Raw genomic sequence first — 12,089 nt, forward strand, 5'->3', positions numbered from 1 at the left:
ACCGGGCCACGGAAATATCTTCGTGGCCGGCGACCTGGCCAGCATCGAAGTCAACGGGCGGCCCGTGCCGGGCGTGGCGCCCGCGGCCAAACAGATGGGCGCCTACGTCGCGGAGTTGCTGAAGGCGCGGCTCGCGGGACGGCAGGAACCCGTCTTTGACTATCACGACAAAGGCAGCCTCGCCATCATCGGCCGCATGGCAGCCGTCGTCGACGTCGGCAAGTTCAGATTGTCTGGATACATCGCCTGGCTTTTCTGGCTGACGATCCACATATTCTTCCTGATCGGGTTCGGAAACCGGTTCGTCGTGATGCTCAACTGGGGGATCAATTATTGGACCCATCGAAGATTCTCTCGCATCATTCATGAGAATCTGAAGACGGTCAAGAATTCGCCGGCGTTCGACGAACGGTGAACGCCACCCGCGTTTTTGAATGAGTTGGTAATGACAATACTCCAGTTCCTGGCAATTCCTTGGCTGTTCTCGGTCATCTTCCTGTATCTCACCGTCGTGGAAATCAAGAACGACAATCCAAGGGATGCCAAGCTGCTTGGCGTGATATGCGCTCTCGCATTCCTGTGCGCGATCTTCCTGACTGGCATGGTCATAACGGGCGACGTCGGCTTGCACGAGTAGATGGAATTCCAGATCACCTGAAACATGCTAGCGCAGCATACCGATGCCGCAGGATCATGCCGGACGCACTTTCTTCGTTTCGGTATAGCAGACCTGAGAAGTCAAGAAAATGGCTGCGCGAGCGCAGCCATCAACGCAACGCCAAGGTAGCGCGCAAGCGAGGTGCCGACCACGCCGATGCTGGTCCAGACGGCATAGGCAGTGCCGATGCCATTTACGGTGGTTGCTCAGCTAAGGGCCGAGTTTAGAACGCCGTTGCGCTCAAAATATGCATTGCACCGATCAGAAAGGCTATAGACAAGTCCACGCAGACTTGGCGGGAAACGATTCAGTCAACAGTTCGGCCGAATTCCAGAACCGCAGCTTCAATTTCCTCCATTAGCGCACACTCGCCCGTCGCCTTTCGCAAGACCGAAGCGCCGACGATCGCCGCCAAGAGTGTGAGGCGGCGCTCCGAACTCGGCTTTCCCGCGATCAGTTCCACAAGGTGCTCAAGCCCATCGACATAAGCCGCACGGAATGCGCCCTCCTTGGGTGACCGGGCTGCATCCATGGCAAGCGTCGTCATCGGACAATTATGGTCCGACGGTTTTGGTGACAGATAGTATTTTGCGAGTTGCAGTGCGCCCCCGCGCACTACGGGCCGGTCGCCTTCTCGGTGAGCTGTTCACTGAGATTCCACGCGGCAATATTCGGCTTGGACTCTCCGGCGGGATAGGGGGCGCCCGGGATGCACAGCATCGGCTTGTCGCCGGAGCCGACTTCGTCTACATCGGACATGCCGCAATCGCAGACTATGCGTTTGCCAAGAACGTCCTCGCGGACGCAGATTACCGGGCGCCCACGTTGCCGTTGCCTGTCGAGCACTTCATGAGCCAGGGACGCAGTGCCGAGTTCGTGAATTACCTTCGCAGTTACGGCGGATTCATTACCCCCCGCCTGATAAACGCTCGCCCATCGAGATCTCTGTCCGTGATCTGAGTCCTCGTGGAAGAGGATGTGACAGCAGTAGATGAACAGCGTGGCTCCGCCAGTGCAGCGAGAGCGGAGGTTTCGATGGGCAAAATAAGGCGCAACCTTAGTGGGAAGCGAGCTTGAGCGTCACCACGCCGGCGATGATCAGCGCGACGCCGAGGTAGCGTGCAAGCGAGGTTGCATCGCCGTAGAACAGAATGCCTACGGCAAAGGTGCCGACCGCCCCGATGCTGGTCCAGACGGCATAGGCAGTGCCGATGGGGATATTCTTCTGCGCCAGCCACAGCAGGACTCCGCTGATGCCCATGAACATGACCGCCACGGCAATGCCCGTCAGCCGCGTTCCCGGATTCTGCGCCATCTTGAGGCCCACGGGCCAGCCGATCTCAAAAAGCCCGGCACTTATCAGATACAACCAACTCATTTCAATTCTCCAGTAGTGAAAAAAATGACTGCGCCCATTTAGGCCGTCGTCTGGTGTGATGCCGCCACGGCAGAGGACGGCGGGGGAACAAACGCTCCATGAAGAAACAATGTCTCTACAAGGGCAGGCAAGTCCAAACGGGCAATTCGGCCATGCCGCTCCGCTTCGATAAGGCCAATCATCAAGGAGGCCCATGCCTCGGTCAATGAATGAGCGCCAATGTCGATGCGAAAGACGCCCTGCTGTTGTCCTCGCAGGAAAAACGCATCCAATGACGACTCCCACTGTCGCTCGGGGTCGTGCGCCTCGGCGGCCTTCCAGTGGTAAAGGAGGAACGCCGCGAGTTCGCGCTGCTCAAAGTGGGTCGTGTTCAACCGCTTGAACGCTTCCAGCGGCGAGTCCTGATCCAATTTGGCTGCTTTTGCCGCTTCGATAAGGCGATACGCGCCGTGCTGCGCCATCCGCTCAACCAGTTCGTCCCGCGTGCTGCAAAAACGATGAAGCGTGGATTTGCCTATGCCGACGGCTTTGGCAAGTTCTTGAAGGGATGCCCTCGGCTGATCGACAAGCGCGAGCGCCAGCGATGCCAAGAGCCTGTCATTTCCGGTCTCATTCCAGTTAGTTGTCATATCGGCTCTCCTTTGCTCCATGGGGGCCCTGATTTTCGCATTTGGAGCTGAAGTATCCCATTCTGCGCCTGCTGTCACTCACGGCATGATTGTACGGAATCGGCCCTATTGGGTCAATGTTGACCCAATAGGGATTAATCAGTACCATGTGGGTCTTGTTAAGACTACTGGAAGGTTCCAACGATGCCGAAGCATCTGCAAACACGCTGGCGCTCCCTGTCTGCGCTGGTCGCCGTCGTGCTGCTGGTCAGCGGCTGCGGGGATAAACAGGGGGATGCGAACGCCCAGGCCCCCGTGCCGGTGGAAGCCGTCGCGGCCCAACCACAGCCCTTCACGCTCACGGCCGAGCTGCCCGGACGGATCGAGCCGGTGCGGGTGGCGGAAGTCCGCGCGCGGGTGGCCGGCATCGTGCTGCGTCGCACCTTCGAGGAAGGCGCGAACGTCAAGGCTGGAGACGTGCTGTTCCAGATCGACCCGGCACCGTTCAAGGCGGCCTTGTCGCGGGCGCGCGGGGACTTGGCCAAAGCCGAAGCGGCGCTGGTCGAAGCGCGCTCGGTCGTGCGCCGCTATGAACCGCTGGTGCAGATCGAAGCGGTCAGCCGCCAGGATTTCGATGCCGCACAGGCCACGCTGCGCGGCGCCGAAGCCTCACGCCAGTCGGCCGCAGCGGAGGTGGAGACGGCTCAGTTGAATCTGGACTACGCCACGGTGCGCGCCCCCATCTCCGGGCGCATCGGCAGGGCATTGGTCACGGAAGGCGCGCTGGTAGGACAGAACGAAGCGACCCCGCTGGCGACCATCCAGCAACTGGACCCGATCTATGCCGATTTCAAACAGCCGGTCAACGATCTGGTGCGCCTGCGCAAGTCGCTGGCCGATGGAAAGCTCAAACAGGCCGAGGCGAGCAGCCTGCCGATCTCCATCACGGTGGAAGGCAGCGGGGACCAGCGCACCGGCCAGCTCCTGTTCTCCGACGTGACGGTGGATCGCGACACCGGGCAGGTTTCGCTTCGCGGCAGGTTCGCCAACACCGACGGCCTGCTGCTGCCCGGCATGTACGTCAGGGTCCATATCGACCAGGGCGTCGATCCCCAGGCCATTCTCGTGCCGCAGCGCGCGGTCAAACGCAACACGGACGGCAAGGCATACGTTCTCGTGGCCGATGCCCAGGACACCGTGCAAACCCGCACGGTCCAAACCGGCGCGATGCGCGGCTCGCAATGGCAGATCGTGGGCGGCCTTCAGCCCGGCGAACGGGTGATCGTCAGCGCGCCCGGCGCGCTCCAGGCCGGCGCGAAAGTGACCGTGAAAACCGACCAGGCCGCCGCGCCATCCGCAGAGGCCGCCGGTGCGCGCAACTGACCCCGCGCGCCGGCCACTGAGAACAGACCATGTCAAGATTTTTTATTAACCGACCCAACTTTGCCTGGGTGATTGCGATCTTCATCACCCTGGCCGGGCTGTTGGCCATCCCGTCGCTGCCGGTGGCCCAGTACCCCAACGTCGCTCCGCCCCAGATTTCGATCTGGGCCACCTATCCCGGCGCCTCGGCCTCGACGGTGGTGGATTCCGTCACCAGCGTGATCGAGGAAGAACTCAACGGCGCCAAGGGGCTGCTGTACTACGACTCGTCGAACAGCTCCACCGGTATCGCCGAACTCACCGTCACCTTCGCCCCCGGCGTCGATCCGAACATGGCGCAGGTCGATGTGCAGAACCGGCTGAAGAAAGCGGAAGCGCGTCTGCCCCGGTCGGTGCTGACGCAGGGCATCCAGGTCGAACAGGCGACCTCCAACTTTCTGATGATCTACGCCCTGAAGTACAAGGGCGACGATGCCGGCAAGGATGCGGTGCGCCTGTCCGATTACGCCGCGCGCAACATCAACAACGAGATCCGTCGCGTCCCCGGCGTGGGCAAGGTGATGTATTTCGGTACCGAAGCGGCGATGCGGGTGTGGGTCGATCCACAGAAACTGCTGGGCTACGGCCTGTCCGTGGCCGATGTGAATGCCGCCATCACCGCTCAGAACGTGCAGGTTCCGGCCGGCAGCTTCGGCGCGCGTCCCGGCAACGCCGACCAGGAACTGAGCGCGACCATCGCGGTCAAGGGCATGCTCTCCAGCCCGGAGGAATTCGGCCGCATCGTTCTGCGCGCCGACGGCGAAGGCGCGACCGTCAAGCTCTCGGACGTGGCGCGCATCGAGGTCGGATTGCAGGAATACAACTTCGACGCCCTCAACAGCGGCAAGCAGGCGGTGGCCGCGGCCGTCCAGCTCAGCCCAGGGGCCAACGCCTTGCAGACGGCCGAAGCCGTCAAGGCCCGCCTGGCGGAACTCTCGGCGGGATTCCCCGACGACATCGAATACACGGTTCCCTACGACACCTCGCGTTTCGTGGACGTCGCCATCAACAAGGTCGTCCACACGCTGATCGAGGCCGTGGTGCTGGTGTTCCTGGTGATGTTCCTGTTCTTGCAGAACTTCCGCTACACGCTGGTGCCGACCATCGTGGTGCCGGTGTGTCTGGCGGGCACGCTGGCGGTGATGCACGTCCTGGGCTTCTCGGTCAACATGATGACCATGTTCGGCATGGTGCTGGCCATCGGCATCCTGGTGGACGACGCCATCGTGGTGGTCGAAAACGTCGAGCGGCTCATGGCCGAGGAAGGTCTGTCTCCACGCGAGGCCACCATCAAGGCCATGGGCCAGGTATCGGGGGCCATCGTGGGCATCACGCTGGTCCTGGCCGCCGTGTTCTTCCCCCTCGCCTTCATGAGCGGCTCCGTCGGCGTCATCTACAAGCAGTTCTCGCTGTCGCTGGCGGTGTCGATCCTTTTCTCCGGCTTCCTGGCACTGACCTTCACGCCGGCCTTGTGCGCGACGCTGCTCAAGCCGATCCCCAAGGGACACCATGCCGAGAAAAAAGGCTTCTTCGGCTGGTTCAACCGTTCCTTCGAGCGCCTGACCCAGCGCTTCACGCTGCTGAACTCGCAACTGGTGCGCCGCAGCGGCCGCACCATGGTTCTCTACGGGCTGCTGGTGGCCGTGCTCGCGTTCACCTACACCCGTCTGCCCGAAGCGTTCGTGCCGGTCGAGGATCAGGGCTACTACATCGTGGACGTGCAGCTCCCGCCAGGCGCGAGTCATGCACGCACGTCCGCGACGGTCAAAGAGATCGACAAGTACCTGCTCGATCGCAAGCCGACGAACAACAGCCTCATGATCATGGGCTACAGCTTCTCAGGAGCCGGGCAGAACGCCGCGCTGGGCTTTCCGACGCTCAATGACTGGTCCGAGCGCGGCAAAGGCGAATCGGCTTCCGATGAAGTCAATGCCTTCAATGCCCATTTCGGGAGCTATGGCGATGGCACGGTGATGGCCGTGAACCCGCCCCCGGTGGAGGGCCTGGGCAACGCCAGCGGCTTCGTGCTGCGCCTGCAAGATCGCGGCGGCCTGGGCCGTGACGCCCTGGTCGCGGCGCGCAACCAACTGCTGGAGCAGGCCAACAGTTCCCCGGTTCTCGCCTACGCCGTCATGGAGGGGCTGGAAGATGGGCCGCAGTTGCGGCTGAACATCGACCGCGAGAAGGCGCTGGCGCTGGGGGTCGGCTTCGATTCGATCAACACTGCCATCTCCAGCGCGTATGGATCGGCCACGGTCAACGATTTCGCCAACACCGGACGCATGCAGCGCGTGGTGGTACAGGCCGATGGTGCCAAGCGCATGACGCCCGAAAGCGTTCTCCAGCTCTACGTGCCCAACGCCAAGGGCGGCCAGGTGCCCCTGAGCGCCTTCGCCAGCGCCGCCTGGGAAATCGCGCCCGTGCAAGTCTCGCGCTACAACGGATACCCCGCCTTCAAGATTTCCGGCGATGCCGCCCCGGGCCACAGCACCGGCCAGGCCATGGTCGAACTCGAACGCATCATGAAGGAATTGCCAAGCGGCATCGGCTACGAATGGAGTGGCCTGTCCTATCAGGAAAAGGCCGCCGGCGCGCAGGCACCAATGCTGTTCACGCTCGCGATCCTGGTGGTGTTCCTGCTGCTCGTGGCGCTCTATGAGAGCTGGGCCATTCCCGCTTCGGTGATGCTGATCGTGCCGATCGGCGCCCTGGGATCGGTGCTGGCGGTGACGGCCCTGGGTATGTCCAATGACGTGTACTTCAAGGTCGGGCTGGTGACGATCATCGGCCTGGCCGCGAAGAACGCCATCCTGATCGTGGAGTTCGCCAAGAGCCTGCACGAACAGGGTCGATCGCTGGCCGAAGCGGCCATCGAAGCGGCGCGTCTGCGATTCCGGCCCATCTTGATGACCTCGCTGGCCTTCACGCTCGGCGTCGTGCCGCTGGCCTTGGCGACCGGGGCCGGTGCAGCCAGCCAGCATGCGATCGGCATCGCGGTGATCGGCGGCATGGTGATGGCAACGCTCGGTGTGGTTTTCGTCCCCGTGTTTTTCGTCCGGGTCCTGTCGTTGTTCCGCCGCCGCAAGGAGGCCAGCGAAGGAACAGCACCTCGCCAGCAATCGCTCGAAGGAGGCGAGGCATGAAGCAGCGTAAATCTCTGGTGGCCCGATCCACGACGGCCGCCCTGTTGACCCTAGCACTGGCGGGCTGCACGCTCGCGCCGACCTACGAGCGCCCGCCCGCACCGATCCCGAACCACTGGCAAGGCGCGGGGACGGCCCCGGTGAATACGCAGGCCGCAGCGGCGGAACTGGACTGGAATGCGTTCGTCACCGACGACCATCTGCGCCGGCTGATCGAACTGGCGCTCGACAACAACCGGGACCTGCGCCAGAGCCTGCTCAATGTCGAGGCCGCTCGCGCGCAATACCGGGTCCAGCGCGCCGACCGCCTGCCCAGCGTGGGCGTCCAAGGCAGCGGTACGCGCCAGCGGGTGCCGGCCGACCTGACCTACTCGGGCCAGTCGGAAGTGCAGGCCAGTTGGCAGGCAGGCGTGGGAATGACGGCTTTCGAGCTTGATCTGTTCGGCCGGGTGCGCAGCCTGTCGCAAGCCGCGCTGGAGGAATATCTGGCGACCGAGGAAAACGCACGCGCTGCCCGGATCAGCCTGATCGCAGAGGTGATCCAGGCTTACGTCAGCCGCGACGGCGCCCAGCGCCGTCACGTTCTGACGGCGCAGACGCTGCACTCCCGGGAAGCGGCGCTCCAGCTGATTGCGCAGCGCCGGCAGGCCGGCACCGCCACGGCCCTAGACTACCAGGAGGCCGTGGGACTGGTGCAACAGGCCAAGGCGCAGCTCGAACGCACGGACCGTGAAGTGCGTCAGGCGTCCAATGCGCTGGGGCTTCTGGTCGGCGTCGCCGACACAGGCAGCCATCTGCCCCAGGAGCCAGCCACGCGTACGCTTCTGGTCCAGGGCATAGCCGCTGGCGCACCGTCGGATCTGCTCACGAACCGGCCGGAAATTCAGGCCGCCGAACATCTGCTGCGCTCTCGCAATGCCAGCATCGGCGCGGCTCGGGCGGCCTTCTTCCCCAGCGTTTCCCTGACAGGCCTCTTTGGCAGTTCCAGCGCCGAACTGTCGGGGTTGTTCGAGGGCGGCCAGCGGTCCTGGTCCTTCACTCCACAGATTACCCTGCCCATCTTCAATACCGGGCGAAATCAGGCCAACCTCGAACTGGCGACGGTCAGGAAGGACTCCGCGATAGCAGGCTACGAAAAGGCCATCCAAACGGCTTTCAAGGAAACCTCGGATGCCCTGGTGGCGGCCGACACGCTGCGGCGCGAAGAACAGGCACTGAGAGAACTCGCGCAGAGCAGCCAGCAGGCGCTGGTGCTGTCCCAGGCCAGGTACCGGGCCGGCGTGGACGATCACCTGCGCTACCTCGATGCCCAGCGCAATGACTTTGCCAATCAGATTTCACTGATCGAGGTCAGCACACAGCGGCAGTCTTCTCTGACGGACCTTTTCAAATCCCTGGGTGGTCGGTGGAAGGCAGCTCCCGAGAACCAGGCAGCTCTGTCGAACGGTAGCGGCATCTGACCGCCGGGCAAAGGAGGGGGAATCCACATGGAACTTCGACATCTGCGTTGCTTCCTGGCGGTGGCCGAAGAACTCCACTTTGCCCGTGCCGCCGAGAAGCTGCATATTGAACAGTCGCCGCTATCGCGCGCCATCAAGGAACTGGAAGAAGAGTTAGGAGAGCAGCTTTTTGTCCGCACCAGTCGCAGCACTCGACTGACTCGGGCCGGCAAGCTGTTCTTGGATCACGTGCCCCGTGTTTTCCTTGCCATACAGCAGGCCCGCGACAGTGTGAAGGCTGCCGCCAACGGCTTCCATAGCCAACTGCGTATCGCCCTTTCCGACGGCATTACACCGTCGCGGCTGCCAGCACTGCTTGCACTCTGCCGCCAAGAAGAACCCGAAGTCGATTTGCGATTCTTTGAAGTCCCGCTGTCCCAACAAATCAAAGGACTTCATGACGACTTGTACGACGTGGGTTTTGCCCGGTCAGATGAAGTCGGGGAAGGCATTGCCGCTTTGGCCGTATGGAACGATCCCATGATGGTGGCCGTACCGGCACGACATACTTTATTGGCCCACAAGCGCATTCCGTTGGAAGAAGTGCTGCGCTACCCCCTCGTCCTCTGCGACCCGCAGGCTTGCGAAGGTCACGCGCGACAAGTGGAGCGAGTGCTACGCCGCGTGGACATGGAACCGTTGGTAGTGGAGCGGGTGGCGTCCTGCGATTTGATGATGGCGCTTGTTTCCGCTGGTTTCGGGCTCGGGTTGACGGGCTATGCGCATATAGCGGCCAGCCGCGAACAGGGCGTTGTCGCACGACCGCTGGCGGGCCGCTCGCCGATGCTGACGACATATTTGCTGCGCCTGGAGGGCGAGCCTTCAGACGCGCTGACCCATTTCATCGAGCGCGTACAGGCGATCGAATCCCCTGAGGCTAACCGTCCCGCGCCGAATATCGACCCTGACCCCCGGAGGAACCCAAGCCATGACAAAGACGACTCCGCTCCTGCTGGCCGTGCTGCTGTCGGCCTGCGGCCCATCCGAGGCCCCGAAGCAGAAGGACATTCCAACCGTTGAAGAATTGGCCTCTGAGCCCCAACGGTTGAAAGAACTGCGCCGGCAGTGCATCACCGACCGTGCCGCGCTGGGTGACGAGCTATGCCGCAGGGTGGCCGAAGCCACTCGCAAGCGTTTTTATGGCGACGGTAAGGTGCCCTATACGCCCCAGGAGAAGCCGCCCAAATTCTAAACGCGGCATTTTGCCCGCCAAACTTCGATTTTTTGCGTGACACGCCACGATACGCCTGTATTCGCGGCGCTTTTCTCGCGTTTCCTGAAGACTGAAACATCGCTTTTTTCGGCATTTCGATGCCGAAAACGGTCTTTGACCGGCACCGACCCGGCACTGATCCTCGCGCTATGCGGCACGTCCCCGTGCCGCAAGTGGACGAGGAATCAGAGCAGGGGAAATCGGAGGCCAGTCTATGCAAGGTCAGGGCGTGCTGTTCGGGCAGATCGCCGCCGTCTTAGGCATCGTGATCGCCGGCGTGTGGGGTGCCACACAATGGACAGCCGCCGCCCTGGGCTATCAACTACGCCTTGGCTCGCCCTGGTTCGACTTCTTCGGCACGCCGGTCTATCACCCCTGGCGGCTGTTCGAGTGGTGGTTCTTCTTCGACGCCTACGCGCCGCAGGTCTTCGACATCGGCGGGTCCATTGCCGGCGGCAGCGGCTTGCTGGCCGTGGTGGTGGCCATCGCCATGTCGGTGTGGCGCTCGCGCCAGGCCAAGCTGGTCACGACCTACGGTTCAGCGCGCTGGGCCGAAGCGGATGACATTCGCAAAGCCGGGCTGACGCAACCGGCGGGCGTCTTCCTCGGCAAGTACCGCAACGAGTACCTGCGCCACGAAGGCCCGGAACACGTCTTGACCTTCGCGCCTACGCGCTCGGGCAAAGGTGTGGGCCTGGTCGTTCCCACGCTGCTGTCCTGGCCCGCGTCCGCCGTCATCCACGACATCAAAGGCGAGAACTGGCAGATCACCGCAGGCTGGCGCTCGCGCTTCTCGCATTGCCTGCTGTTCAACCCGACTGATGCGAAGTCGGCAGCCTACAACCCGCTGCTGGAAGTCCGGCGCGGCGCGCATGAAGTGCGCGACGTACAGAACATTGCCGACATTCTGGTCGATCCCGAAGGGGCGTTGGAGAAGCGCAACCATTGGGAAAAGACCTCGCACGCGCTGTTGGTCGGGGCCATCTTGCATGTGCTCTATGCGGGCGAAGACAAGACGCTGCGCGGCGTCGCCAATTTCCTGTCTGACCCGGCCAGCCCGTTCGAGCTGACCTTGCACCGGATGATGACGACGAAGCACCTGGGCGGCGCACCGCACCCGGTTGTCGCATCCGCCGCCCGCGAAGTGCTCAACAAGTCTGACAACGAGCGTTCGGGCGTGTTGAGCACCGCCATGTCGTTCCTCGGCCTGTACCGCGACCCCACGGTGGCCGAAGTCACCTCGCGCTGCGACTGGCGCATCGCCGACCTGATCGCATCCGAGCACCCCGTCTCGCTGTATCTGGTGGTGCCGCCGTCGGACATTTCGCGCACCAAACCGCTCATTCGCCTGATCCTCAACCAGATCGGCCGGCGGCTCACTGAATCGCTCGACGGGAGCGACGGCATCGAGCGCCGACACAAGCTGCTGCTGATGCTCGACGAGTTCCCGGCGCTGGGCCGGCTCGATTTCTTCGAGACGGCGCTTGCCTTCATGGCGGGCTACGGCATCCGCAGCTTCCTCATCGCGCAGTCGCTCAACCAGATCGACAAGGCGTATGGGCAGAACCATTCCATCCTCGACAACTGCCACGTCCGCGTGACGTTCGCCACCAACGACGAACGCACGGCCAAACGGATCTCCGAAACGCTGGGCACCGCCACCGAACTGCGCGCGCAGCGCAACTACGCGGGCCACCGGCTTGCGCCGTGGCTTGGGCACCTGATGGTGTCGCGGCAGGAAACCGCACGGCCGCTGCTGACACCGGGCGAGGTGATGCAGCTTCCAACCGATGAGGCCGTGGTGATGGTGTCCAGCGTGGCGCCGATCAAGGCGAACAAGCTCCGCTACTACGCCGACGCGAATTTCAAGAGCCGTGTATTGCCGCCGCCCGCGCTCGCGGCCGGGCAATACGCCGACGCGCCGCCTGCGCGCCCTGACGACTGGAGCGGCCTGGCGATCCCAGCCGTGCCAACGGCCCCGGCTACGGGCCTGTCCAGCGATGACGCAGGCACCGCCGATGACGGCGGCCCGCGTCGCCAGCCGGAGCTATCCGAAGTCGCGGAATACAGCCCCGAACCACAGCCCGCAGGCACCGACCTGGCGCTGCTCGATGACGACGACGACCTGCCGCTTCCCCTTCCTCGCCAGCTTGATCCGGCCATGCAGC

At 63.1% G+C, this 12,089-nt stretch carries 10 protein-coding genes and 2 pseudogenes; 8 read left to right on the forward strand and 4 right to left on the reverse strand.

Annotation, left to right across the window (positions count from 1 at the left end):
* A pseudogene (locus QZ709_RS07975) lies at positions 1 to 415 on the forward strand (NAD(P)/FAD-dependent oxidoreductase); the annotation flags it as partial.
* A gap of 30 nt (positions 416 to 445) precedes the next feature.
* A complete protein-coding gene (locus QZ709_RS07980) occupies positions 446 to 637 on the forward strand; it encodes a hypothetical protein (protein WP_006473313.1) in 192 nt (63 codons plus the stop codon).
* Between the two features lie 328 nt (positions 638 to 965).
* Here the strand turns inward: QZ709_RS07980 and QZ709_RS07985 are convergent, their stop codons facing one another.
* The 4 genes from QZ709_RS07985 to QZ709_RS08000 all read right to left on the reverse strand — a co-directional run bounded on the left by QZ709_RS07985 (position 966) and on the right by QZ709_RS08000 (position 2,665).
* Positions 966 to 1,205: a hypothetical protein gene (locus QZ709_RS07985; RefSeq protein ID WP_006472401.1), complete on the reverse strand. Its 240-nt coding sequence runs from the start codon at positions 1,203 to 1,205 to the stop codon at positions 966 to 968.
* Positions 1,206 to 1,273: 68 nt separating this feature from the next.
* On the reverse strand, positions 1,274 to 1,417 hold the full coding sequence (locus QZ709_RS07990; RefSeq protein WP_023106774.1) for a hypothetical protein: 144 nt from the start codon (positions 1,415 to 1,417) through the stop codon (positions 1,274 to 1,276).
* 298 nt (positions 1,418 to 1,715) lie between these two features.
* Positions 1,716 to 2,036: a multidrug efflux SMR transporter gene (locus QZ709_RS07995; protein ID WP_006472400.1), complete on the reverse strand. Its 321-nt coding sequence runs from the start codon at positions 2,034 to 2,036 to the stop codon at positions 1,716 to 1,718.
* Positions 2,037 to 2,074: 38 nt separating this feature from the next.
* The gene (locus QZ709_RS08000; RefSeq protein WP_294636743.1) at positions 2,075 to 2,665 is read right to left on the reverse strand and encodes a transcriptional regulator; all 591 of its coding nucleotides are present in this window, start codon (positions 2,663 to 2,665) and stop codon (positions 2,075 to 2,077) included.
* 183 nt (positions 2,666 to 2,848) lie between these two features.
* On the opposite strand from QZ709_RS08000, the gene QZ709_RS08005 reads away from it, so the two are divergent.
* From QZ709_RS08005 to QZ709_RS08030, 6 genes and pseudogenes are all read left to right on the forward strand, one after another.
* Entirely contained in the window at positions 2,849 to 4,027 is a 1,179-nt protein-coding gene (locus QZ709_RS08005) for an efflux RND transporter periplasmic adaptor subunit (RefSeq protein ID WP_006472398.1), read from the forward strand.
* Positions 4,028 to 4,056: 29 nt separating this feature from the next.
* Positions 4,057 to 7,209 carry an efflux RND transporter permease subunit gene (locus QZ709_RS08010; RefSeq protein WP_006472397.1) on the forward strand — a complete coding sequence of 1,051 codons (3,153 nt, stop codon included), beginning with the start codon at positions 4,057 to 4,059 and terminating at the stop codon, positions 7,207 to 7,209.
* Positions 7,206 to 8,669, forward strand: a complete 1,464-nt coding sequence (locus tag QZ709_RS08015) for an efflux transporter outer membrane subunit (protein WP_006472396.1) — start codon at positions 7,206 to 7,208, stop codon at positions 8,667 to 8,669. The genes QZ709_RS08010 and QZ709_RS08015 overlap by 4 nt, the downstream gene beginning before the upstream one ends.
* 27 nt (positions 8,670 to 8,696) lie before the next feature.
* Positions 8,697 to 9,617, forward strand: a pseudogene (locus QZ709_RS08020) (LysR family transcriptional regulator); the annotation flags it as partial.
* 19 nt (positions 9,618 to 9,636) lie between these two features.
* Positions 9,637 to 9,900: a hypothetical protein gene (locus tag QZ709_RS08025; RefSeq protein WP_023106770.1), complete on the forward strand. Its 264-nt coding sequence runs from the start codon at positions 9,637 to 9,639 to the stop codon at positions 9,898 to 9,900.
* Between the two features lie 235 nt (positions 9,901 to 10,135).
* Positions 10,136 to 12,089 (forward strand): conjugal transfer protein TraG (locus QZ709_RS08030; RefSeq protein WP_294636744.1); only part of this gene is annotated, 1,954 nt, incomplete at its 3' end.

Origin of the sequence: uncultured Aquabacterium sp., assembly GCF_913773725.1 — a bacterium.
GTDB lineage: Bacteria > Pseudomonadota > Gammaproteobacteria > Burkholderiales > Burkholderiaceae_C > Aquabacterium.